This window comes from Nocardia glycosmidis, assembly GCF_052545115.1.
This window is the reverse complement of sequence record NZ_JBQWRH010000023.1, coordinates 22,877-46,909: the sequence shown is the minus strand read 5'-3', so window position 1 is coordinate 46,909 and position 24,033 is coordinate 22,877. Positions and strand designations below refer to the sequence as shown.

The following is a 24,033-nucleotide window of genomic DNA, read 5'->3' as shown; positions in this document are numbered from 1 at the left end:
GTCAGATCGCCAACCGCGCAAGCATGTCACGCGCCTGCTCGGCCGATTTCGGGTCGCACAGCACGTCGTAACGGCCGGCCACCAGCTGCATGGTGGACGCGAAATCGCGTTGGCCTCTGGTCGCCGCGTACGGGATCGAGGTCGAGATGACGCCGAAGATGATGCCGCCGACCAGGCCGACGAGCAGCGGCCCCAACGCGCCGCTGGTGGTGAACAGGCTCAGCAGCAGACCGAGGAACAGGCCGAGCCAGGCGCCCGAAACCACGCCGCCGCCGATGACCTTGCCCCAGGTCAGCCGATAGAGGACCCGCTCGACCTGCATCAGGTCGACGCCGACGATGGTCACGTCCTGCACCGGGAACTGGCTGTCGGCCAGATAGTCGACCGCCTTCTGCGCCTCGGCGTAGGTCGGGTAGGAGCCGACCGGCCAGCCCGACGGCGGCGTCGGAAGGCCCTGCCGCGCGCGGTTGGAGTTCCCCAAGGGATTCGTCATGTCTCTATTCTGCTATCGCGACCGATTCGGCGGTGGGGTGAAACGCGTGGTGCGCGTCATGCCGGCGGCTCGGCCCTTCTCCGCGATCACCTGGGCCATCTTGGCGCTCGCCTCATCGATCATCTCGTCGCCGAGCATGACCGCTCCGCGGGCGCCGCCGTCGGCCGAGGTGTGGAAGGAGTACGCGTCCAGGATCTCTTCGGCGCGGTCATAGTCGGACTGGCGCGGGCTGAAGATCTCGTTCGCCGCCTCGATCTGGCCGGGGTGCAGCACCCATTTGCCGTCGAACCCGAGCGCCGCGGTGCGCGCGGCCGCCCGCCGGAAGCCTTCGACATCCCGAATCTGCAGGTACGGGCCGTCGATCGCCTGAAGTCCGTGCGCGCGGGCGGCGAGCAGGATGGTCATCAGAATGTGGTGGTAGGCGTCGCCGGTGTCATAGCCCTGCGGCTGTTCACCGACCACCAGCGTGCGCATGTTGATACTGGCCATGAAGTCGGCCGGACCGAAGACCAGGGTCTGCACCCGTGGACTCGCGGTGGCGATCGCATCGATATTGCGCAGTCCCAGCGCGTTCTCGATCTGCGGCTCGATGCCGATCCGGCCCACGTCCAGGCCGCAGGCCTTCTCCAGCTGGGTCAGCAGCAGGTCGAGGGCGCGTACCTGACCGGCGTCGCTCACTTTGGGCAGCAGGATCGCGTCCAGCGCCGCGCCCGCGCCCTCGACCACGGATATGACGTCGGAGTAGGTCCATTCGGTGCTCCAGTCGTTCACCCGGACTACCCGCAGCTGCGAGCCCCAGCCGGAGTCGTTCAGCGCTGCCACGATATTCGCGCGCGCCTGCGCCTTCGCGACCGGCGCGACGGCGTCCTCCAGATCGAGGAAGACCTCGTCGACCGGCAACGTCTTGGCTTTTTCGATCATCTTCGTGCTGCTGCCGGGGCAGGCGAGCACCGAACGGCGCGGCTTCATGATCACTCCCATCGATGGTGGCGCAGGCGGCCCGCCGGCGAACCTCTAGCCTGGCAGCATGGCAGCAACCAGGGTGTACGTCGCCAGGCTGGCCGGCCTGGTGGTGCTGGGACCGGACGGCGAGTCTATCGGCCGGATCCGGGACGTCGTCGTGGCCATCCGCTACGACCGCCAGCAACCGCGCGTGCACGGACTCGTCGTCGAACTGCCCACCCGGCGGCGCATTTTCGTGCCGATCCTGCGGGTCACCGCGATCGAACCCGGCGTGGTCACGCTGAACACCGGGACGGTCAGCCTGCGGCGTTTCACACAGCGACCTGGGGAAATGCTCGCTCTGGCGCAGATCGTGGATTCGGTGGTGCGGGTGGAGGACCCGGACCTGCCGGATCTGGCCGGCGTCGACGTGCACGTGGTCGACCTCGGTATCGAGCAGGCGCGCAGCCGGGACTGGCTGGTCGCGCGGGTCGCGGTGCGCGGACACCGCAGGCTCGGGCGCCGGCGCACCGTGCACGTGATCGACTGGACCATGGTCTCCGGCCTGACCCCCTATGAGATCGGCAGGCCCGGACAGGACGTCACCCAGCTGCTGGAACAGTTCGAGGGGATGCGTGCGCCCGACGTCGCGCAGCTGCTGCGCGAGTTGCCGGAGAAGCGGCGCGTCGAAGTGGCCGTGGCACTGGACGACGAACGCCTCGCCGACGTGGTGCAGGAACTGCCCGACGACGAGCAGGTCGAGCTGCTCAGTCATCTGGAGGTGCGCAGGGCCGCCGACCTGCTGGAGGCGATGGATCCCGACGACGCCGCCGACCTGCTGGGCGAACTGCCCGAGGGCGAGGCCGAATCATTGCTTGCCCTGATGGACCCACAGGAGTCCGAGCCGGTCCGCAGGCTGCTCGAGCACTCCCCCTACAGCGCGGGCGGTTTGATGACGCCGAAGCCGGTCGTCCTGACGCCGTCCACGACGGTGGCCGAAGCGCTGGCGCGAGTGCGTAACCCCGATCTGACCCCGGCACTGGCCTCGATGGTGTTCGTGGTCCGTCCACCGACCGCGACCCCGACCGGTCGCTACCTCGGTTCGGTGCACATCCAGCAATTGCTGCGCGAGCCGCCCGCCCATCTCGTCGGCGGCATTGTCGACACCGACCTCTCGCCGCTGCGTCCCGAACTCCCGCTGGCCGCGGTGACCCGCTACTTCGCGACCTACAACCTGGTCTGCGGGCCAGTGGTGGACGCCGAGAATCACCTGCTCGGCGCGGTCACCGTCGACGACGTGCTCGACCACCTGCTGCCCGAGGACTGGCGTGACCGGGAAACCAACGACGAGCGCGCCGCCCAGGCATGAGCGGTCAGGCCCGGAGGCGGCAGCGCAGCATCACCACGCAGGGCCCCGCCCATGCCGACAAACAACACAGCATGAGCGGTCAGGCCCGGAGGCGGCAGCGCAGCATCACCACGCAGGGCCCCGCCCATGCCGACAAACAACACGGCATGAGCGGTCAGGCCCGGAGGCGGCAGCGCAGTGTGACCACGCAGGGCCCCGCCCATGCCGACAGACAAACACAGCATGAGCGGCGGGCATGCCAACGGAGATACCGCATGAGCGAGCATGTGGGAAAGGACACAGTATGACCGACAGCGACGCCGGCGCGCGGCTCGGCCACAGCAGGGCACGGCAGCGCCTGGAGACGCCGGTCGACGGTCGGTTCCGGTTGGAGTGGGACCCCGAAGCGATGGCCCGCAGCAGCGAGCAGGTGGCGCGGTTCCTGGGCACGGGGCGATATCTGGTGTTCCAGACGCTCGTGGTGGCGGTCTGGATTCTCATGAACGTCTTCGTGGTCACGCTGCGCTGGGACCCGTATCCGTTCATTCTGCTGAATCTGGCCTTCTCCACCCAGGCCGCGTACGCCGCGCCACTGATCCTGCTCGCGCAGAACCGGCAGGACAACCGGGACCGGGTCGCGTTGGAGGAGGACCGGATGCGGGCCGCTCAGACCAAGGCGGACACCGAGTTCCTGGCCCGGGAACTCGCGGCGTTGCGCCTGGCTGTCGGCGAGGTGGCCACCCGCGATTACCTGCGCCGTGAATTGGAAGAAATGAAAGGAATTCTGGATCGGATCGAGTCCTCGGAATCCCTGCAACGCGAGATTCACACGGGAGGAAGCGGAAAGGCCGGCCGCAAGAAAAGGTCCGGCCGAAAGTCTGCTCCGGCACCGGTTTCACCGCTGGTAACCGAGGATGAACCGGAAATACCCGACAACGACCTGCCCGATAGGTAGCCTGGACGACGTTGTCCCGAGCGACCCGGGCAGGGCTGTCCCGGACAACCGCTCCCGTGACGTCGACGGATTGGGTGTGGCCGGATGCGTGTATCTGCTCCTGTGACGGTCTCGGCTTTGGTGGTCGCCGGCGTAGTGGTGAGTGGTTCGGGGGTGGATTCGGGGCCGGTCGTGCGGACGCCGGGTGTGTTGGCGGCGGCGCCAGGGGCGGGTGCGGTCGGGGTGTCGTCGTCGGGAGTAGTGGGGTTGTTGCCGGTGTCGGCGGAGGGTCCGCGGCGGTTGCGGGCGGTGACGCCGGGGCCGGGTCGGCCGACGCCGGGGATTGGGGGGCAGGATTTTTCGTTGCCCGCGGCCGCGGGTGTGTTGGGTATTCCGGAGGTGGTGTTGGCGGCCTATCGGAATGCGGAGTTGGCGTTGGAGTCGTCGATGCCGGGGTGCGGGTTGTCGTGGAGTTTGCTGGCGGGGATCGGGCGGGTGGAATCGGGGCATGCGCGGGGTGGCCGTACAGATGCGGCGGGTACGACGGTGGCGCCGATCTTTGGTCCGGCATTGGATGGGACTCTGCCGGGTAACGAGGTGTTGCGGGGCGCGGACGGGAAGTTCGTGCGGGCGCTGGGCCCGATGCAGTTCTTGCCGGGGACGTGGGCGACGTATGCCGCGGACGGGAACGGCGACGGGGTGGCCGATCCGAATAACGTGTTCGATGCGGCGTTGGCGGCGGGAAAGTATTTGTGTTCGGGGGGTGCGGATCTGCGGGATCCGGCCCAGGAGTTGCGGGCGGTCTTGCGGTACAACCATTCACTAGCCTATGCGGGCAATGTGTTGAGCTGGTCGACGGCTTACCGCAATGGCGGTGCGCCGACGCAGGTACAGATCTCCCCGGATTTGATCCCACCGGGAATCTCGACGATGGTGCCGCCGTCATCGGAGATGGCCACGATCACCACGCCCGCGGTGCCGGATCCGGGGCGGGCGCCGAGCCCGGCCTCGCCGCCGCGTCCGGTTCCTCCGCCGCCGCCGGCGCAGGTGATGATCACCATTCCGGGGTTGCCGCCGATTCCGTGTGGCATCTTCTGCCCCGCCCCGCCGGCGCCGCCGGTGGATGCGTGTGTGCGGCAGCCGATTCCCGCGCCGATGCCACGGGTGGGTCGGCCGGCGCCGGCGCCGCTTCCGCTGGCACCGGCCGAACCCTACGGCCCGGCCCCCGGGCAGCTACCCGACCCGGCCGCCGCCCGCCCCGGCGACCCGGGCGAAGCCGCGACGGCCGGGCAACCCGCCCTCTCCGACCCGCCGGCCGCCGGATGCCCCGCACCCGGTACCGGACCGGCCGACACCGCTCCTGGGCGCGCCGCCGACCCCGGCGTATCCAGGCATGACACCGCACCGCACGCTCCCGCCAACGACGCGGCGCCCCACAACAACCCAGAACCCAGCACGACCACCGAACCCGAACCTGCCCAAGCCGCACCGATCCCGCAGCCCGGCATCACCCTCCCGTTCGGCATCGTGATCCCTTTCCCGGAAACACCCACGTCCCCGTAAAACCCACGCCCCAACAGTGATTCAAACCGGCTATCAGATCACGAAGCAGTAACAAAAAGATCTCGGATGCGGTAACCTTCCTTCCATCCATAACGAAAGGCTCACAGCGAGCCATGGGAGGGTCACCACACCGTGGGGCGTCACCGAAAACAATCGCCGGCGACAGTACGGCGAAGCTCAGTTATCGCATTGACCGGACTGGTTCCCGCGGGGCTCGTCACCGTCGCGTCCGCCTCCGAGGGGGGCGACGCCGCTCCCCTGGCGGTCGCGGTCCAGACACCGGAGAACGAGCAGGACGCGTACGGCGCCAGACCGCAATCCGCCGACCCGCTCGCGGCCACCGAATTCGTCGCGCACGCGATGGCGAAGGCCGCGCCCACCGCGGCACCGGTAGTGAAAACCGTTGCGTTGCCGAATGATCGGCAACGCGCCGAGTTGCCGGCGGGACCGATGGGCGTCCCCGGCATCTCCATGGCGGCTTACCAGAACGCGGAACGCATTCTGGCCGCGGAGAATCCGGTGTGCGGCATGCCGTGGTCCCTGTTGGCGGGCATCGGCCGGGTCGAGTCCACGCACGCGTTCGGCGGCAAGGCCGACGCCGACGGCAACCCCCTGAGCCCGGTCTACGGCCCGGTCCTCGACGGTTCGCTGTCGGGGAACCAGGTTGTCGGCGACTCCGACGACGGCGCGCTGGACGGCCTGGCAGGTTACGACCGCGCGATCGGTCCGATGCAGTTCCTGCCGCAAACCTGGAAGCACTACGCGGCCGATGGCAATGGTGACGGCATCGCCGACCCGCAGAACCTCTTCGACGCCGCCCTGACCACCGGCCGCTACCTGTGTGACGGCGGTTTGAACATGCGTGATCCGGCTCAGCGGACGAAGGCGATCCTCCGCTACAACCACTCCATGGCCTACGTCGCGAACGTCATGTCCTGGGCGACCTCCTACAGCACAGGGGCCGCACCCTGGGCCGGAGACACGCCGAAAATCTGACGCGCCTAAAATTCCGGCCATGGCAGTGGTTACGGAATCGGATGTACGGGGCGCCCTCGCGAAGGTCGACGATCCGGAGATCCGCAAGCCGATCACCGAGCTCGGCATGGTGAAGAGTGTCGTGATCGGCGCCGACAGCGCTGTCCACGTCGAGATCTACCTCACCACCGCGGGATGTCCGCTGCGCACCGAGATCACGCAGCGGGTCACCAAGGCCATCGCCGACGTACCCGGTGCGGGCGCGGTGACCGTGGACCTCGACGTGATGAACGACGAGCAGCGCACCGCTCTGCGCAGGCAGCTGCGCGGCGACTCGGCCGACCCGGTCATCCCGTTCGCCCAGCCCGGCTCACTGACCCGCGTCTACGCGGTCGCCTCCGGCAAGGGCGGGGTCGGAAAATCCAGCGTCACAGTGAACCTGGCCGCCGCCATGGCCGCACGTGGTTTGTCCGTCGGCGTGCTGGACGCGGACATCTACGGCCACTCCATCCCGCGCATGCTCGGCACCGACGCCAGGCCGACCCAGGTCGAGCGGATGATCATGCCGCCGGTCGCACACGACGTGAAGATGATCTCGATCGCGCAGTTCACCCAGGGCAACACTCCCGTGGTGTGGCGCGGCCCGATGCTGCACCGGGCCTTGCAGCAATTCCTCGCCGACGTGTTCTGGGGCGACCTGGACATCCTGCTGCTCGACCTGCCACCGGGCACCGGCGACGTCGCCATCTCGATCGCGCAGCTGATTCCCGGGGCGGAGATCCTGGTCGTCACCACCCCGCAGCCGGCCGCCGCGGAGGTGGCGGAGCGAGCGGGCGCGATCGCCCTGCAGACCCGGCAGCGCATCGCGGGCGTGGTGGAGAACATGTCCTGGCTGGATCTGCCGGACGGCACCCGGATGGATCTGTACGGCTCCGGCGGCGGCCAAGCGGTCGCGGACCGCCTGACCCGCGCGGTCGGCGCGACCGTGCCGCTGCTCGGCCAGGTCCCGATCGAGCAGGCATTGCGCGAAGCGGGTGACGAAGGCACCCCCATCGTCTTGCGCGACCCGGAGAACCCCGCCGCCAAGGCACTGGTCGAGGTCGCCGACAAACTCGCCGTCCGCCGCCGCGGCCTCGCCGGAATGTCCCTCGGCATCGGCTCTGTCTAATTTGCAGCGCCGGCGGCGCTGCCGAACAACTCTAGACTCACACCATGCTCACCATGCTGCTGTACGTGCTGATCGTCGGCTTGGTTGCCGCGGTGCTCTTTCTGCTCGCCAGTGCGGTGTTCGGGCGGTCCGAGGAACTCGGACCGCTGCCGGAGGGCACCACCGCCACGGTGTTGCCCGTCGAGGGGATCACCGGGGCCGACGTGCGCGCGCTGCGTTTCCAGCAGGTGCTACGGGGATACAAGACCGGTGAAGTGGACTGGGCGCTGGCCAGGTTGGCCGCCCGGATCGATGAATTGCAGTATCAGCTGGCCGAGGCGCAGGCCGCGCGGTGGCAGACCCCGATCGCGCCGGAGTCGAAATGACGGCGCCTGCCGATGACGGCCTGGTCCGCTGCCCGTGGCCGCTGGAAACCCAGCTGTACCGGGAGTATCACGACTACGAGTGGGGCCGGCCACTGCATGGTGATGACGCGCTGTTCGAGCGGCTGTGCCTGGAGGCGTTTCAGTCCGGGCTGTCCTGGCTGACCATCCTGCGCAAGCGTCCGGCCTTCCGTGCGGCGTTCGCCGAATTCTCGATCGAGCGCGTCGCGGAGTTCGGCGACGCCGATATCGCCCGGCTGATGGCCGACGCGGGCATTGTCCGCAACCGGCGCAAGATCGAAGCGGCCATCGCCAACGCCCGGGTCGCGCTGCACCTCGACACCAGCTTGGACCAGTTGCTCTGGTCATTCGCCCCGCCGCCGCGCCCCCGTCCACGCACCGGTGCGGACGTACCGGCGAGCACGCCCGAATCGGTCGCGCTGGCAAAGGAATTGAAGCGACGGGGGTTCCGTTTTGTCGGCCCGACCACGGCATACGCGCTGATGCAGGCGACCGGGATGGTCGACGATCACTTGGCCGATTGCTGGGTTGGCAGCGACCTGTCCGGCACCTGCCGACCGGTCACTTTTTGAACTCAGCTATCCGTCCACTTCCGCGATAGGGAAGAATAGGACGGGTGTAGCTCGCCAAACGCCGGCGAGCTCACTAGTTGGTGACAACTGGAGTTCCAAAGAAAGTGCGCAGCATACCGCGCAGATCTGGAGGGAGCAGAGGATGGCGGCCATGAAGCCCCGCACCGGGGATGGTCCCCTCGAGGCAACCAAGGAAGGGCGTGGAATCGTTATGCGGGTTCCACTCGAGGGTGGCGGGCGTCTGGTCGTCGAACTCACGCCGGACGAGGCAGCGGCGCTCGGAGACGAACTGAAGAGCGTCACCAGCTGAGTGGCCGAGGCTGAGCACTCGGCTCTCGCCATTGCCGCGGCTGTCCTGGCGTGCCCCGAATGTTTGCGGGCGCGCCAGGACACACCCGCGCTCGGAGTCGAACCGCGGGACCGGGCGCTGCGTTGTGGACGCGGGCACAGCTTCGACGTCGCCAGACAGGGCTATGTCAGCCTGATGACCGGTACGTCGACCAAGATGACCGGTGACAGCGCGGCCATGCTGGAAGCGCGGGCCGCCTTCCAGAACGGAGGACATTTCGCGCCGATCGCCGACGCCGTGACGCGCGCGGTCACCGCGCGACGGACGGATGGCGCGGTACTGGAGGTCGGCGCGGGCACGGGCTACTACCTCGCCCGAGTACTCGACGCCGCTCCCCTGGCCGTCGGTATCGCGCTGGACGTGGCCAAACCTGCTGTCCGGCGGTGTGCGCGCGCCCATCCGCGGGCCGCGGCGGTACTCGCCGACGCCTGGCGCGGGCTGCCGATCCGGAACGGCTCGCTCGACACCGTGCTGTCCGTCTTCGCACCGCGCAACCCCGGCGAGGTCGTCCGGGTGCTCGCCGAGGACGGCCGCTTCGTCATCGCCACACCCACCGAGCGGCATCTGGGTGAGTTGGTCGGCCCGCTGGATATGGTGCGCGTCGACCCGGACAAGGACCGTAGGCTGGACGCCGCGATGACCGGACATTTCGAACCCGTCGAACAAGTCATGGTCGAGTATCCGATGCGGCTGACCAGAGCCGATGTCGCGAACGTCGTGGGCATGGGGCCGTCCGCGCATCACGCGGCCGCCGACGACGCCCGCCTGGCGCGGTTGCCCGCGAGTATCGAGGTGACCGCCTCCGTGGTCGTCGGCACTTACCGCGCGGCGGTCTGAGCGCTACTGCGTCGGCCGTCAGCCCTTGCGAACCTTGTCGTAGACGTCGAGTGTCTGCGCCGCGATTCTCGACCAGTCGAACTCGGAAACCGCCCGAGTACGGCCCGCGGCACCGAACTCGGCCGCGAGCACGGGGTCACCGGCGAGTTCGTTCACCGCCGCGGCCAGCGCACGCTCATAGTCCGCGGCGGTACCGGCGTCATAGTGCACGAGCCGTCCATTGCTTCCGTCCGATACGACCTCGGGGATACCGCCGACATCGGACGCCACCACCGCCGTCGCGCAGGCCATCGCCTCCAAGTTCACGATGCCCAGCGGTTCGTACACCGACGGACACACGAACACCGACGCCGCGGCCAGGATCTGCCGGATCTGCTCGGTCGGCAGCATCTCGCGAACCCAGAACACCGTGCCGCGGCGGCGCCGCAACTCGTGCACCGCGGCGGTGGTCTCCTCGGCCAGCTCAGGCGTATCCGGTGCGCCCGCGCACAGCACGAGCTGGATCTCCGGATCGAAGTCGCGGGCGGCGGCCAGCAGGTGACCCACACCCTTCTGCCGGGTGATCCGCCCGACGAACGCCACGATCGGCCGGTCCGTGCGCACGCCCAGCTCCGCGAGCACCGATGGGGAGTCCTGCGACGGCGGGCCGGGATGCCACACCCCGCCGTCGATGCCGTTGTGCACCACATGCACGCGGGCCGGGTCGATCGACGGGTAGGCGTCCAGCACGTCGCGGCGCATGCCCTCGCTGACCGCGATGATCGCGTCGGCGTGTTCGACCGCGTTGCGCTCCGACCACGACGAGATCCGGTAGCCGCCGCCGAGCTGCTCGGCCTTCCACGGCCTGCGCGGTTCCAGCGAATGCGCGGTCAACACGTGTGGGATGCCGTAGAGGGTCGCGGCCAGATGCCCGGCCAGGCCGCTGTACCAGGTATGCGAGTGCACCACGTCCACCTCACCGACGGCGTCGGCCATCCGTAGCTGCGTGGACATCATCTGCAGCGCGGCGTTGGCGGCATAGAGCGACGGATCCGGTTGGTGCACCACGGCATCCGTGCGCGGGGCGCCCATGCAGTGCACGGTCACCTCACACAGGTGGCGCAAATGCGCGGTCAGCTGCGTGACGTGCACCCCGGCCCCGCCGTACACTTCGGGCGGGTACTCGCGGGTCAGCATCGCGACCCGAAGTCGGTCCCGCCCGCTGGAATCCGCCGGCGCGCGCCCGTCATCCGTGCCGAAACTCACGGATTCAAACTAGACGTTCAGCTCGGCCTGGGCCACTTACCGCCGCTGCACCCGGTAGTTTGGCAGATGTGAGGAGCCAGCCGCACGTCCTGGGAATCGTGCTCGCCGGTGGCGAGGGCAAGCGTCTGTTTCCGCTCACGGCCGACCGCGCCAAGCCCGCGGTCCCCTTCGGGGGCGCGTACCGTCTCATCGACTTCGTGCTCAGCAATCTGGTCAACGCGGGCTACCTGCGGCTGTGTGTACTCACCCAGTACAAGTCGCACTCGCTGGACCGGCACATCTCGCAGACCTGGCGGCTCTCCGGTTTCGCGGGCGAGTACATCACCCCGGTGCCGGCGCAGCAGCGGCTCGGGCCACGCTGGTACACCGGCAGCGCGGACGCGATCATGCAGTCGCTGAACCTGATCTACGACGAAGACCCCGACTACATCGTGGTGTTCGGCGCCGACCACGTCTACCGCATGGACCCGGAACAGATGGTGCGCCACCACATCGATTCCGGTGCGGGCGTGACCGTGGCGGGAATCCGGGTGCCGCGTAACGAAGCGAGCGCGTTCGGCTGTATCGACAGCGACGACGCCGGCCGGATCACTCAATTCCTGGAGAAGCCCGCACATCCGCCGGGCACTCCGGACGACCCGAACGTCACCTTCGCGTCCATGGGCAACTACGTCTTCACCACCAAGGTGCTGGTGGATTCGATCAGGGCGGACGCGGACAGCGCCGACTCCGACCACGACATGGGCGGCGACATCATCCCGTCCTTGGTGTCCGCCGGAAAGGCGGGCGTCTACGACTTCGCCGACAACGACGTGCCCGGCGCCACCGACCGCGACCGCGGCTACTGGCGTGACGTCGGAACCATCGACGCGTTCTACGACGCGCACATGGATCTGGTGTCGGTACATCCGGTGTTCAACCTCTACAACCGGCACTGGCCGATCCGGGGCGCGGCCGAGAACCTACCACCGGCCAAGTTCGCCCAGGGCGGGCTGGCACAGGAGTGCATCGTCGGTGCGGGCAGCATCCTGTCCGCGGCCACGGTGCGCAATTCGGTGCTCAGCGCCAATGTCATGGTCGACGACGGCGCCACCGTCGAAGGTTGTGTGCTCATGCCCGGCGTCCGGGTCGGACGCGGCGCGGTGGTGCGGCGCGCGATCCTGGACAAGAACGTGGTCGTCGGCGCGGGTGAGATCATCGGCGTGGACATGGCACGCGACCGCAGCCGGTTCGCCGTCAGCAATGGCGGCGTGGTCACAGTCGGCAAGGGCGTCTGGGTCTAGCGCGGTCCCGCCTCTCCGGGTTTTTAGGCCGTACGGGTTGGGTGGCGCGAGATTTGCGTTCAGGTCCTGCGTGGAGTGCAGGTTGGGTTTTGGGGGTACCCGGTGAGTTACCCATGTTCTCGCGAAATCAGTTGTTCCGTGGTGGCCGGGTTCTTGCCGGGTCAGTTGTTCCGTGGTGGCCGAGTTCTTGCGGGGTCAGTTGTTCCGTGGTGGCCGAATCAGGGTTGGCCCGGCTGTGGGGCGGGGGTAGGGGGGCTTATGCAGAATGGCGCGCAGGGGCCAGGGGTGCGTGTTACCGTCGTTTTCGCGGTGCCGCCGAAATCGGCGGTGCTGACCAAATAGACCACCAGTACGGCGAATAACAACACCGCGGCCAAGGCCACCATTGTCCGACCCCAGTGGATCGGACGGGGGCGACGCTCGTCCTCGTCCCACAGGAACATCATCACAGCGCCGCACCCTCTTCCGGATTACACAGACCACGACCCCACCAGTATCCAGTTCCCGTGCGCTCCGGTGAAGCATGCGCCGAACCCGACCGTGCAGAACAGATTCGGGGACTCCACCGGCCGGGACGCAAATCAACCACATGCGCCTGCGGCGACCAGACCGAGAACGTCCAGAGAATTCGACCGCAAGCACAAAAAGCCGATAACCTCGGGTGCAGCACGGCTTGCCACGTCCCACCAGAGGTGGGAAGTATCACCAACTGCGCGAGGCGCAGAGCAATCCGTCACCGACCGGAATCAGCACACAGGTGAGTTCGGGATTCTCCGCGATCGCGCGGGTAGCGGAGCGCACCGCCTGGGTAGCCGGATCCCGCTGCGACGGGTCCGGGACCCGGCCGCCCAGCAGCGCGTTGTGCAGCAGAATGGCCCCACCCGTACGCAGTAATCGCACCGCCTGGGCGACATATTCCGGATGCTCCGGCGGCGCGGCATCGATGAAGACCAGATCGTAGGCACCGTCGGCCAGGCGCGGCAGCACATCCAGCGCACGGCCGTTGATCAGGCGGGTTCGCGCGGGCGGGATGTCGGCGGCGCGGAACGCCTCCTTGGCCGCGCGCTGGTGCTCCGGCTCCGAATCGATCGTGGTCAGCGTGCCGTCCTCGCGCATGCCGTCGAGCAGCCACAGCCCGCTGATGCCCGCGCCGGTGCCGACCTCGACCACGGCCCGAGCGCCGAGCAACTGCGCGTGCATGCTCAGCAGCGCGCCCACCGAGGGCGGCACGGGCGCCACGCCGAGTTCGGTGGCCCGTTCGCGCGCGCCGACGAGGATCTCGTCTTCTACGACGGATTCCTCCACGTAAGCGAGATTCCGCTCCAGATTCGATGCCACGGGTATGAGGCTAACGCCGGGCAGGTGGTCTCGGCGTTCCGAACAACACGCGCCGCCATCAATTCCACCGGCCGTTTTTCTCAGGTGTCCCTCAGGATCTCCATAACCCGCCCATATCAGGACCAGAAAGAGTATGGGCAACGCAAGACCACCGACCGTGTTTTAACACGGGACGCGGGAACAACGACATACCGCATGTCGGTTGTATCCGTACGCGACGGTTCGTTCACCCGGACCCGAGCAGGTCCCAGCTGTGCGGTCCCTAGTAGGAGGTAGCCCCATCCACATGGTCGATGCGGCGCGTCAGTCCGCCACCTTGCCCGAGCAGATCCTGCCTGTCGAAGCCGACGACCTCGAGCTGAGCGGGACTGCCGCTTTCGATGCGACCGGCGACCGGTCCGCCATGCCGTCGTGGGACGAGCTGGTTCGCGAACACGCCGACCGGGTCTACCGACTGGCCTATCGGCTCTCCGGCGACGCACAGGACGCGGAGGACCTCACACAGGAGACCTTCATCCGGGTGTTTCGTTCGCTGTCGAGCTACCAACCGGGCACGTTCGAGGGCTGGTTGCACCGGATCACCACCAACCTGTTCCTGGACATGGTCCGCCGCCGCAACCGGATCAGGATGGAAGCGCTGCCCGAGGACTACGACCGGGTGCCTGCGCAGGGCCCGGGTCCGGAACAGGCATTCCACGACGCCCGCCTCGATCCCGACCTGCAATCCGCCTTGGATTCGCTCGCGCCGGAATTCCGCGCGGCCGTGGTCCTGTGTGATATCGAGGGACTGTCCTACGAGGAGATCGGCGCTACGCTCGGCGTGAAGCTGGGCACTGTGCGCAGCCGGATCCACCGTGGGCGGCAGGCGCTGCGCGACTACCTTGCGCATAATGGAAGTGAGCAGCGGTTCGCCGCTGACACGAACATAGGGTGATTCGTCGCAAGCCGGCATCGCCCACAAATCGGTCGATGTCGGTTGGAAGGGTGAGCACCGAATGAGTGGCGACTCCAGTACGTCCGGTCGTCGTGCGCCTCGCTTTCGCCCCACCGAGCATCTGGCGAGTGAGGCGATCGCGGCTTACGTGGACGGCGAACTGCGGATGAATGCCTACCTGCGCGCCGCTCAGCACCTTTCGTTGTGCCCGGAGTGCGCGGCGGAAGTCGATGCACAGCAGCAGGCGCGTATCGCGTTGCGGCACGCGGGCAACGTGGCAATTCCCACCGGACTGCACGACAGCTTGACCAGGATTCCGCTCGCGGAATTGCCGGGTGCCGCTTCCAGCTCGCAGACCGCGACACCAGGGGTGCGCCAGACACCCCGCAACGATGCGGTTTTCGGTTTTCTGACCGATTCGTTCACCGCGGCTCGATGGGCAACCTGGTGGCGCAAGTAAAGTTTTCCGAGTGACCACCGAATCGACGAATTCCGGATCGGCCGACACCTCGGATTCGGCGGCCGACCGCGGGAATCTCCGTCCATCGGACGCGCCCGTGCTCGGTCCGCGCCCGGTCTACCGGCCCCATGTCGACACGCACACCGCGCGCGCCTTCCGCCGGCCGTCCGGCCTGTCCGGCTCGTTCGCCGAACCGCTCGCGACCCGCACCGCTGACGCGGCGCGCGGCGGCCCCGAATTGCAGAATCGTCCGCCCGACGCGGTGCTGGCCGAGGCGTTCGGCCGCCCCCAGGGTTCCACCGAACTATTGCAGCGCGATCCCGATGCCGCCGGTGGCCCCGCGCCGATCGCCGGTCCCGCCGACCCGTGGCGTGATCCCGAGGCCGCCGCCCGCCTCGGTGCTCCCGCCGTGTCGACGCCCAAGGTGCAGCCGCTGCCCCGGGCCGAGAAGCTCAGCGCGCGCGAGGTGCTGTTCGGCGCTCGGGTCGCGCCCAAGGCACTGGCGCTGCTCGCGCTGGTCGCGCTGGTCATCGGCCTGCTCGGCGGACTGGTCGGCAGATTGACCGCGGAAACGGCTTCGACGCTCACCTCGCGCAAGGTCGCCCTGGAGCAGACCGGCGGCGGCGATCGCCCGCACGGCCTGATCGCCCAGGTCGCGAACGCGGTGCTGCCCTCGGTCGTGTCCATCCGGGTGACCGTCGGCGACAACGGCGCCACCGGTTCCGGCGTGGTCATCGATGGCGGCGGCTACATCGTCACGAACAACCATGTCATCTCGATGGCCGCGCAGGACAAGAGCAATCGGGCCGCGATCCAGGTGCAGTTCTCCGACGGCACCCGGATCCCCGCCCAGATCGTCGGCCGCGACCCGAAGACCGATCTCGCGGTGTTGAAGGTCGATGTGAAAAATCTCACAGTTGCCCAGCTCGGCAAGTCCGGCAATGTACAGGTCGGCGACGACGTCCTGGCCATCGGCTCGCCGCTCGGGCTGAGCAAGACGGTCACCTCCGGCATCGTCAGCGCCCTGCACCGTCCGGTGAAACTGGAGGGCGAGGGCAGCGACACGAAGGCGGTCATCGACGCGGTGCAGACCGACGCGTCGATCAACCCGGGCAACTCCGGTGGCGCGTTGGTGGACATGGACGGCCGGGTCATCGGCATCAATACCGCCATCCGCAGCGAAACCGGCGGCTCGGTCGGCCTCGGCTTCGCCATACCGGTGGACATGATGACCGAGGTCGCGCAGACGTTGATCCGCGACGGCGTCGTGCACCACCCGATCATCGGCCTCAGCGCGCGGACCAAGCAGGTTGCCAACGAGGTCATGAGCGGCGCGGCGGTGGCGGATGTCACGCCCGGTGGTCCGGCCGCGCGGGCCGGGATCGTGGAGGGTGACATCATCGTCAAGGTCGGCGACCGCGAGGTCACCGGGCCGGACGAACTGGTGGTCGCGGTGCAGTCACACAAGACCGGCGAGACGGTGAACGTGCAGTTGATCCGCGATGGCAGGCAGGTTGACGTGCCTGTGCGGCTGGAATCCGACTGACCTGCCGACCGGACCGCCGGGTAGCCTGATTACGTGTTCAGCAACATCGGCTGGAGCGAGATGGTCATCCTGCTCGTTGCCGCCCTCGTCATTCTCGGACCGGAGCGTTTGCCCGGTGCCGTGCGCTGGACCACGCGCAGCCTCCGGCAGGTGCGTGACTACGCCAGTGGCGCGACCTCGCAGCTGCGCCAGGAACTCGGGCCGGAATTCGAGGATCTGCGCAAGCCACTGGCCGACTTGAACGAATTGCGCGGGATGACTCCGCGCGCGATGGTGACCAAACATCTTCTCAATGGCGACGATTCGCTGTTCCAGGATTTCACTGGCGCGCTGCCCGATCCGAAGGATTTGTACAGCACGAACAGCGGAATGCCGGACTATCCGATGCCCAAGTTGGATAAGCCGTTGGAGCGCAACGAACGTCCTCCGATCGACTCCGACGCCACCTGATCGTCAAGAAGTCTAGACACCATGCGGTGTTCGGCTGTCTAGACTTCGCACATGTCGGCCGATGACGTGGCGCGCGTGTTCGCAATCGAGGATAAGGTCGAGCGACTGAAGGCGGCCACCGATGGGGTGGCGGCGGCGCAGCAGACCATCAACGAACTGACCAGGATTCGGCGTGCCGTGATCCGCGAACTGCATGCCGAAGGCTGGACGTTCGCCAGAATCGGTGCGGCGGCGGGCCTTTCCCGTGCCCGCATCCATCAGGTGAGTACCCAGGGGCCGGCGCCGGAAGGACTGTTCTTCGGGCACGGTTCGCTCACCGTGCTCGCCCCGGAGGTGCGCGCCGGGCGGGTGATCGGCGCACCGGATCCCGCCGCGCCGCGGCGGTTGGCCGAACTACTTCGCCAACTCGGCTTCACGGTCGCGGTCGAGCCATTCCTTCCCGGCCGCCCGGTCGACTTGCACCGCGACGGACTGATCGTGCTCGGTGGCCCGGAACTATCCCCCAGCCTGCGCCAATTGGTCGCTGCCGACCCGCGACTGCGCCGCGCCGTGGTGAGAGTGGGCGACACGCGCCGAGGCATAGAAGATCGCGCTGCCCGGCGGGTGTACCGGCCGGATGGCCCGGAACCACACGACATCGCCTATCTGGCCAGGCTGCCACGGCCCGACCGCCGCGGCACCGTGCTGATGATCGACGGCCTGCACCCACCCGGCTCGCTCGGCGCCATCCGTCTGCTCGCCACCCGGCTGGCCACGCTGCACGAGCGAGCGGACAACCACCTGTTCTCGGTGTTGATCGCCTGCCGTTTCGACCGCGCGACCGGCGAACCGCTGGAGGCCGAACTGCTCACACCGGTCTATCGCCACGATCCCGAAACCCGCTCGTCCGCACCGGGTCCGCGCCGCTGAACCGCCTTTCCGGACCCACTGCCCGGCTGTAGGCGATCGACACCGCTCAGCAAGGACGTCAGCGGGATTCGGCATGCAGGCCGAAACCCGAAGGGCCCGTGACGCTTGGCAGGGCTCACACGAGGCCCGTTCTCGCAGACCGCGATTCAGCGCTCGTGGTGGTGGGCACGCCCCAGCGCAGAGTCGGCCGCATCGGAAAATTCAGTGAGCGCGCACCGCGCAGACCCAAGCGAGCACACGCACCGCAATCGATCGCAGGCCCGGAGACCGCACACCGGAAGCACGCTGCCGTTGCTCCGTCACGTCGAGGGAAAGAGCTGTTCAGTCGCGTCCAGCGCGTTGATCCAAGCAGCCGCGGGCGGGTGTGGCACGGGTCACCCGACCCCGCCGATATCGGGTTCCAGCGCACCACCTAAAATAGCTGAGAAATAACCGACTGATAGGCGAGCTCGAGTCCGTAATCGAGGTTCGATACCGGCGAGTTCCGCGTCCATCCGCACCGCGGCCCGAACCGCTCGACCCCGCGGCGCCTGCCGAAGCCCGACGCGCCCTATCGCCAGCTCCACACGGGCACGCGAGGCGTCCGGCAAGGAGGAAATAGTGAATCCGCTTCTGCTCATCGGCGGCGCCGTCCTGGTGACGGGGCTGCTGGTCCTGGTCGCCACCATGCTGCTGCGGCCGACGCCGTCGCGCTCCCACCTCTCCGTGGCCGAACTCCAAGCCCGGCTCGAGCAGGAGCAGGCTGCCGCATCACCCGCGCCGGAGAGTTCCGCGAACGAAGCGGCGTCCAACCACACAACGGTATCCAAGGACACGGCAGAACCCGAGGACGTGACGGCTTCCGAGCACGCGACGGGCGAGCCGCTGTCCGCGACGGCGGACGACTTGGACGAGGCGCAGGCGAGGCGAAGAGCTGCCGCAGCGGCAATGCTGCGCCGATTGCCGCCACGTAACTAGGCTGGCGGTACGGCGGAACTCGCCGTCCGTCTCGGGCCCGACACGCTCTGGCCGGACCCGTTCGCCGAGAGGACCGGTCCAGTGCGCGCGTTATTGGGGCATCTGATCACCCTGCTGCCAGGCGGACCCGTCGCGTTGGCACGCGTGGTGGACACCACCGCGGCCGCCCCCCGTGAGCTGGGCGCGGCGATGGTCGTCACCGAGTCCGGCGATGTCCTCGGCTCACTGTCCGGTGGGTGTGTCGAGGCGGCAGTGGTCGCGTCGGCCGACGAGGTGCTGGCGAGCGGGCACGCGGTGACCGACCGGTTCGGCTATGCCGACGCCGACAGCGGCGCGGTCGGTTTGACCTGCGGCGGCGAGATCGAGATATTCGTCGAGCGAATTACCGTCGAGCGGCTACCGCTGCTCTCGACGCTGCGGCAGCGGGTCGACGACGGCGCCCCGGTGGCCGTGGCGACGACGCTGGACGTCACGCCGGAATGGAAACTTCTGCCGGCCGGGGATACCGAACCGTGGCACGGCGTGGATCGCGACGCGCGGGCGTTGCTCAGCGCCGGTCGCAGCGGCATCGTTGGCGCCGATGAGTGCACGCCGCACGGCTCGCTGCGGCCCCGGACATTCGTACAGGTCTTCGCCTCGCCGGCGCGCATGGTTCTGGCGGGCGCGAACGATTTCGTGCGTGCGCTCAGCCGCACCGGTCGCCAGCTCGGCTATCGCGTTACCGTCGTGGACGCCCGCGAAACCTTCGCCACCACCGCCCGGTTCCCTTCCGCCCACGAGGTGGTGGTGGACTGGCCGCACCGGTATCTGCGCCGCGAACAGCAGGCCGGGCGGATCGACCATCGCACCGTGGTCTGCGTGCTCACCCACGACACCAAGTTCGACGTTCCGGCCCTGGTCGCGGCACTGGCATTCCCGCGCATCGGCTTCGTCGGCGCCCTCGGTTCGCGACGCACCCATGCCGAGCGCATCGCTCGGCTGCGCGCCGCCGGAGTTACCGACGACCAGCTCGCCCGACTGAAGAGCCCGATGGGATTGGACCTGAACGCGGGGACCCCGGACGAGACGGCCATCTCTGTCGCCGCTCAGATTCTCGCCGAACGCGCCGGCGCGTCCGCCCTGCCGCTGGACCGGATCGACGGTCCCATTCACCGCTGAACTGCTCGAAGTCTCATCCGCACGAGGCGGATTGAATTCCGAATTGCCGGGAATACCGCCGCCAGACCCAGTGGTCGAGTGGCACGGCTCCCACTTGCACGGCCCGCGCCCATTCGCCCATTCAATTTGCTGAAAGTTAACTACAAGTAGGTGACGGTGCGTTGCGCTTTCGGCCCCGCCACGCTCTGCCCGGTCCGCTCCACCGAGAGGAGATAGCGCCGTGTCCGCCACTCAGATCGCCGTCCTCTGCTCGCTCGCGGGTGCCGCGAGTCTGATCGCCACCATCGGGCTGCTGCATGGGCCGGCGCCCCGGCGGCGCCGGGTCGGCATCGCCGAGCAGGGGATCGCGGAGCAGGTCATACCCCGGTTGCCGAGTTGTCCGATCGGTCGTCCCCAGCAACTACCCCTCGGGCCGTTGACCGTGGCGGAGGCACATGAACTCATGCAGCGCCATCGGGTCTGCGCACCATCGGAATGCGTCTACAAGAACGTGGCGTTCCGCACGCTGATCGAAGCCGGGTACATGCGCGATCCACGAGCCAACAGGTCCTGACCCGACCGTTCAGGCCGCCGCCCGGGCCGGCCGCACGGTGTTCATCGGCGGGCGGTCGATCAGCGACACCTCGGTGCTGTGCGCGGTGAATTCATCGCCGATCAGCGGGAATTGGGTCAGCGCCGCGCCGGAGTCCCGAACGCCGCTGCGGCCGAGCACAGTGCCGAGGATCTGACGGCTCATCACCCCGAGATCAGCCAGCGGCCGGTTCCGATGAGTGCGCACGCCCAGGTTGACCTGGCTGATCGCGGATATCCCGAGCCGGTCGTAGGTGTCCAGCAGCAGCCCGATCTCCACGCCGTAGCCCGGCGCGAACGGCACCGAGGTGAGCAGCTCCCTGGTTCCCGCGTACTCACCACCCAACGGCTGCAACACCTGCGACAATTCCGGCCGCAGCGCCGCGAGCAGCGGGCGCGCGACCAGTTCGGTGACCCGTCCGCCGCCGTGCGCGTCCACCGCGCCACCCTGGCGCAGCGGCCTGCGGTAGTAGGCCTTGGCCAGATGCACATCGTCCATGCTGAGCAGCGGGCCGAGCAAATTCGGCACGAAGGCCGGGTCCGGTTCGATCAGGTCGGAGTCGACGAAAGCGATCAGGTCGCCGCTGGTCACCGCCAGCGAACGCCACAGCACCTCGCCCTTGCCGGGGACCGGCTCCAGCTCCGGCACCGCCTGCTCGCGGCTGATCACCTCGGCGCCCGCCGCGCGGGCCCGCTGCGCGGTCGCGTCGGTCGAACCGGAATCGAGCACGATCAGCTCATCGACCAGCGTGCCGAGCAGCGGCCGGATGCTGGCCACCACCTCGGCCACGGTCCGCTCTTCGTTCAGCGCGGGCAGCACCACCGACACGGTGCGCCCCGCTTTGGCGGCGACGAGCTCGTCCACCGTCCAGTTCGGGGTGTCCCAGGTGTTGGTGGTCGCCCAGGCAGGCTCGACGGATTGGAATGTCATACCAGACCTCGCAAGGTTCGTGCGGGGGGGCGGATGCCCTGGATCGCGGCGATCATGTCCACGACCCGCCGGGTGGCCGCGACTTCGTGGACACGAAAGACTCTGGCACCGGCCGCCGCCGACCATGCTGTCGCCGCCAACGTGCCTTCCAGCCGCTCGGAAAGACCGACACCAAGAGTCTCCCCGATGAAATCCTTATTGCTCAGCGCCATCAAGACCGGCCATCCGGTTTTTACAAGAACGTCGACTCCCCGCAACAGTTCGAGCCCGTGATAAGTGTTCTTGCCGAAATCGTGGGTCGGATCGATCAGAATCGAGTCCTCGCGCACACCCGCCGCGAGAGCGTTCTCGGCCGCGCGCACCACCTTCTCGGTGACCTCGTTCACCACGTCGGTATAGCGGACCCGATGCGGCCTGGTGCGCGGCACCGCGCCACCGGTGTGGCTGCACACCACCCCCGCCCCGTGGGCCGCCGCCACCGGGACCAGCTCCGGGTCGGCCCCCGCCCAGGTGTCGTTGATCAGATCCGCGCCCTCCCGCACGGCGGCCGACGCCACTTCGGCGCGCCAGGTATCGACGCTGATCAGTAGCTCGGGGTATCGCGCACGGATCGCCGCGACGAACGGCACCACCCGGCGGGTCTCCTCGGCCGCATCGACCGGGTCGCCTGGGCCGGCCTTCACACCGCCGATGTCGACCAGGTCGGCGCCCTCGTGCACCGCGCGGGCGACGGCGTCCATGGCCGCCGTATCGGAGAAGGTGGCGCCGCGATCGTAGAAGGAGTCGGGCGTGCGATTGATGATCGCCATCACCAGCGCCCGATCCGTCGCCACCGGCCGCCCGCATAGTGTGGGACGCGGTGCCGCGATCGAGCTGAACATGCCAACGACTCTAGCCAGCTGTTGCGCTAGTACGGGCACGCACGCCGCACGGTGCCGGGATTTGTGTACAGACGCCACTCGCGGCCCGACCGAGAACATCGACCCCGCTTCACCCCGTCCGGCTCGCGCGTTGCGCGCTCGCCGGCGGCCCGGGCGATTGCGGGAGGGTCGGTGCCAAATCCTGGTCAGCGGATATGCGGCGCCTCCAGCGCCGCGAAGGCGGACGGTAGATCGGTCACCACGGTAATCCTGGACAAGGCTGTTCGAGGGACGAACTTTCGGTCGTATAACTCGTCCAGCCAGGAGAACAAACCGCCGAAGAATTCGTTGGGATCCAACACGATGACGGGCTTGTCGTGCTGTCCCAGATAGCCACCGGTCCAGGTCTCGAAGAACTCCTCCAAGGTGCCGATGCCGCCGGGCAGGGTAAGGAAGGCGTCGGCGCGGTCTTCCATCACCTGCTTGCGCTGGCGCATCGTGTCGGTGACCACGAGTTCGTCGGCGTCGACGTCCGCGACTTCACGGTGCACCAGGTGTTTCGGGATGACGCCGATGGTCTTCGCGCCACCGGCGCGGGCCGCGGTGGCCACCGCGCCCATCATCGATACGTGACCGCCACCGGACACCAATTGCCAGCCGCGCCGGGCGATCTCGGTGCCCACCCGGGCGGCCAGCGAAAGGTAGTCCGGGTCCGTGGTGCTCGCCGAGCAGTAGACGCAGACGGCGAAGGTGCGCTCGTTCACCATTGATCCTCCGTACCGATCGCGTCCTCGGCGCCACCCGCTTGCGCGTTGGCCTGAATGATGCCGACCACCTCCTCGACACTGTCGGTCACGTGCAGCAGGCCCAGGTCGCCCGGCGAGATCTTGCCGGCGGCACCGAGCGAATTCCGCAGCCAATCGACCAGTCCGGCCCAATATCCACTGCCGAACAGGATGATCGGGAAGCGGGTGATCTTGCGGGTCTGCACCAGGGTCAGCGCCTCGAACAGTTCGTCGAGCGTGCCGAAACCGCCGGGTAGGCAGATGAACGCCTGAGAGTACTTCACGAACATCGTCTTGCGGACGAAGAAGTAGCGGAAGTTGATGCCCAGGTCGACCCACTCGTTGAGGCTCTGCTCGAACGGCAATTCGATGCCGAGCCCGACGGAGTAGCCACCCGCCTCGCAGGCGCCGCGGTTGGCCGCTTCCATCGCACCGGGCCCACCGCCGGTGATCACCGCGAAACCGGCCTTGGCAAGGGCCGCGCCGATCGCCCGGCCCGCCTGATACTCGGGATGATCGACCGGGGTGCGGGCGGAACCGAAGACGGTGACCGCGCGCGGCACTTCGGCGAGCGCGCCGAATCCTTCGACGAACTCGGCTTGGATGCGCAGCACCCGCCACGGATCGGTGTGTACCCAGTCCGTGTCGCCGCGCTGGTCCAGCAGATTCCGGTCGGCGGTGCCGATACCGTCCTTGCGGTCGCGGCGGAACATGATCGGCCCCCGGAACTTCGCTGTCGACTTCGGCTTGGTGGTGACCTCACGGCCCGCGGCGTCAGTGGACATGCGTTCCACGCTACCGCCTGGTAGCGATCACACACCGGCCGGATGGGAGAAGTCGTCCGACGTTCAGCCGGCGGCAGCGACGGTGAGACGTATCCGCAATCTGCGGTTTCAGGGCCGAGCCCGCAGTGACGATCTCGGCCGACGCGCGCAGGGGGTGGCCAGATCCCGCTCGGCCGGATATCGGGTGTCCCCGGTGCGGCGAGCATCGTCGACCGGGCGCCGGCGCGATCCGGCGCAGGTCGGTGTCGAACCGGCCCG

Annotated in this window: 26 protein-coding genes; 18 read left to right on the top strand and 8 right to left on the bottom strand. The window is 68.2% G+C overall.

Going from position 1 to position 24,033, the window contains the following annotated elements; genetic code table 11:
• Position 1: 1 nt before the first annotated feature.
• Both ACT86A_RS24260 and ACT86A_RS24255 read right to left on the bottom strand, forming a co-directional pair.
• Entirely contained in the window at positions 2-493 is a 492-nt protein-coding gene (locus ACT86A_RS24260; protein ID WP_445094509.1) for a YflT domain-containing protein, read from the bottom strand.
• Positions 494-505: 12 nt separating this feature from the next.
• A complete protein-coding gene (locus tag ACT86A_RS24255) occupies positions 506-1,462 on the bottom strand; it encodes an HpcH/HpaI aldolase/citrate lyase family protein (RefSeq protein ID WP_445094508.1) in 957 nt (318 codons plus the stop codon).
• A gap of 58 nt (positions 1,463-1,520) precedes the next feature.
• On the opposite strand from ACT86A_RS24255, the gene ACT86A_RS24250 reads away from it, so the two are divergent.
• The 9 genes from ACT86A_RS24250 to ACT86A_RS24210 all read left to right on the top strand — a co-directional run bounded on the left by ACT86A_RS24250 (position 1,521) and on the right by ACT86A_RS24210 (position 9,564).
• Positions 1,521-2,804 carry a magnesium transporter MgtE N-terminal domain-containing protein gene (locus ACT86A_RS24250; protein ID WP_445094507.1) on the top strand — a complete coding sequence of 428 codons (1,284 nt, stop codon included), beginning with the start codon at positions 1,521-1,523 and terminating at the stop codon, positions 2,802-2,804.
• A 283-nt stretch (positions 2,805-3,087) separates the two neighbouring features.
• Positions 3,088-3,738 (top strand): DUF1003 domain-containing protein, encoded by a 651-nt coding sequence (locus ACT86A_RS24245; protein WP_445094506.1) that lies wholly within the window; start codon positions 3,088-3,090, stop codon positions 3,736-3,738.
• 84 nt (positions 3,739-3,822) lie between these two features.
• Entirely contained in the window at positions 3,823-5,280 is a 1,458-nt protein-coding gene (locus tag ACT86A_RS24240; protein WP_445094505.1) for a lytic transglycosylase domain-containing protein, read from the top strand.
• 132 nt (positions 5,281-5,412) lie between these two features.
• A complete protein-coding gene (locus ACT86A_RS24235; RefSeq protein ID WP_445094504.1) occupies positions 5,413-6,276 on the top strand; it encodes a lytic transglycosylase domain-containing protein in 864 nt (287 codons plus the stop codon).
• A gap of 19 nt (positions 6,277-6,295) precedes the next feature.
• A complete protein-coding gene (locus ACT86A_RS24230) occupies positions 6,296-7,423 on the top strand; it encodes an Mrp/NBP35 family ATP-binding protein (protein WP_445094503.1) in 1,128 nt (375 codons plus the stop codon).
• 44 nt (positions 7,424-7,467) lie between these two features.
• Complete coding sequence (locus tag ACT86A_RS24225; protein ID WP_445094502.1) at positions 7,468-7,788, top strand: DivIVA domain-containing protein; 321 nt, start codon at positions 7,468-7,470, stop codon at positions 7,786-7,788.
• A complete protein-coding gene (locus tag ACT86A_RS24220) occupies positions 7,785-8,378 on the top strand; it encodes a DNA-3-methyladenine glycosylase I (RefSeq protein WP_445094501.1) in 594 nt (197 codons plus the stop codon). The genes ACT86A_RS24225 and ACT86A_RS24220 overlap by 4 nt, the downstream gene beginning before the upstream one ends.
• 142 nt (positions 8,379-8,520) lie before the next feature.
• Positions 8,521-8,688 (top strand): DUF3117 domain-containing protein, encoded by a 168-nt coding sequence (locus ACT86A_RS24215; RefSeq protein ID WP_011211259.1) that lies wholly within the window; start codon positions 8,521-8,523, stop codon positions 8,686-8,688.
• Positions 8,689-9,564, top strand: coding sequence for a methyltransferase domain-containing protein (locus ACT86A_RS24210; RefSeq protein ID WP_445094500.1), 876 nt, complete (start codon positions 8,689-8,691; stop codon positions 9,562-9,564). It begins immediately after the preceding gene.
• Between the two features lie 18 nt (positions 9,565-9,582).
• Here the strand turns inward: ACT86A_RS24210 and glgA are convergent, their stop codons facing one another.
• Positions 9,583-10,740, bottom strand: a complete 1,158-nt coding sequence (gene glgA, locus ACT86A_RS24205) for a glycogen synthase (RefSeq protein ID WP_445094532.1) — start codon at positions 10,738-10,740, stop codon at positions 9,583-9,585.
• Positions 10,741-10,877: 137 nt separating this feature from the next.
• Between glgA and glgC the strand changes: the two genes are divergently transcribed.
• Complete coding sequence (gene glgC / locus ACT86A_RS24200) at positions 10,878-12,092, top strand: glucose-1-phosphate adenylyltransferase (RefSeq protein ID WP_445094499.1); 1,215 nt, start codon at positions 10,878-10,880, stop codon at positions 12,090-12,092.
• A gap of 702 nt (positions 12,093-12,794) precedes the next feature.
• On the opposite strand, the gene ACT86A_RS24195 is transcribed toward glgC, so the two are convergent.
• A complete protein-coding gene (locus tag ACT86A_RS24195; RefSeq protein ID WP_445094498.1) occupies positions 12,795-13,430 on the bottom strand; it encodes an O-methyltransferase in 636 nt (211 codons plus the stop codon).
• A 286-nt stretch (positions 13,431-13,716) separates the two neighbouring features.
• On the opposite strand from ACT86A_RS24195, the gene sigE reads away from it, so the two are divergent.
• The 8 genes from sigE (at position 13,717) to ACT86A_RS24155 (ending at position 20,397) form a co-directional block, all read left to right on the top strand.
• Complete coding sequence (sigE, locus tag ACT86A_RS24190) at positions 13,717-14,364, top strand: RNA polymerase sigma factor SigE (protein ID WP_445094497.1); 648 nt, start codon at positions 13,717-13,719, stop codon at positions 14,362-14,364.
• Positions 14,365-14,425: 61 nt separating this feature from the next.
• Positions 14,426-14,824: a hypothetical protein gene (locus tag ACT86A_RS24185; protein ID WP_445094496.1), complete on the top strand. Its 399-nt coding sequence runs from the start codon at positions 14,426-14,428 to the stop codon at positions 14,822-14,824.
• 10 nt (positions 14,825-14,834) lie between these two features.
• On the top strand, positions 14,835-16,370 hold the full coding sequence (locus ACT86A_RS24180) for a S1C family serine protease (RefSeq protein WP_445094495.1): 1,536 nt from the start codon (positions 14,835-14,837) through the stop codon (positions 16,368-16,370).
• A 33-nt stretch (positions 16,371-16,403) separates the two neighbouring features.
• Positions 16,404-16,820, top strand: coding sequence for a Sec-independent protein translocase protein TatB (gene tatB, locus ACT86A_RS24175; protein WP_445094494.1), 417 nt, complete (start codon positions 16,404-16,406; stop codon positions 16,818-16,820).
• Positions 16,821-16,871: 51 nt separating this feature from the next.
• Positions 16,872-17,729, top strand: coding sequence for a hypothetical protein (locus ACT86A_RS24170; protein WP_445094493.1), 858 nt, complete (start codon positions 16,872-16,874; stop codon positions 17,727-17,729).
• 600 nt (positions 17,730-18,329) lie between these two features.
• On the top strand, positions 18,330-18,686 hold the full coding sequence (locus ACT86A_RS24165; RefSeq protein WP_445094492.1) for a hypothetical protein: 357 nt from the start codon (positions 18,330-18,332) through the stop codon (positions 18,684-18,686).
• 81 nt (positions 18,687-18,767) lie between these two features.
• Positions 18,768-19,844 (top strand): XdhC family protein, encoded by a 1,077-nt coding sequence (locus ACT86A_RS24160; protein ID WP_445094491.1) that lies wholly within the window; start codon positions 18,768-18,770, stop codon positions 19,842-19,844.
• Positions 19,845-20,064: 220 nt separating this feature from the next.
• Positions 20,065-20,397 (top strand): hypothetical protein, encoded by a 333-nt coding sequence (locus tag ACT86A_RS24155; protein ID WP_445094490.1) that lies wholly within the window; start codon positions 20,065-20,067, stop codon positions 20,395-20,397.
• 9 nt (positions 20,398-20,406) lie between these two features.
• On the opposite strand, the gene ACT86A_RS24150 is transcribed toward ACT86A_RS24155, so the two are convergent.
• The 4 genes from ACT86A_RS24150 to ACT86A_RS24135 form a co-directional block, all read right to left on the bottom strand.
• Positions 20,407-21,345, bottom strand: coding sequence for a glucosyl-3-phosphoglycerate synthase (locus ACT86A_RS24150; RefSeq protein WP_445094489.1), 939 nt, complete (start codon positions 21,343-21,345; stop codon positions 20,407-20,409).
• Positions 21,342-22,226 carry a dihydropteroate synthase gene (gene folP / locus ACT86A_RS24145; RefSeq protein ID WP_445094488.1) on the bottom strand — a complete coding sequence of 295 codons (885 nt, stop codon included), beginning with the start codon at positions 22,224-22,226 and terminating at the stop codon, positions 21,342-21,344. Before folP ends, ACT86A_RS24150 begins: the two co-directional genes overlap by 4 nt.
• 185 nt (positions 22,227-22,411) lie before the next feature.
• Positions 22,412-22,972 (bottom strand): LOG family protein, encoded by a 561-nt coding sequence (locus tag ACT86A_RS24140; RefSeq protein ID WP_445094487.1) that lies wholly within the window; start codon positions 22,970-22,972, stop codon positions 22,412-22,414.
• Entirely contained in the window at positions 22,966-23,775 is an 810-nt protein-coding gene (locus ACT86A_RS24135; RefSeq protein WP_445094486.1) for an LOG family protein, read from the bottom strand. Before ACT86A_RS24135 ends, ACT86A_RS24140 begins: the two co-directional genes overlap by 7 nt.
• Positions 23,776-24,033: the final 258 nt, after the last annotated feature.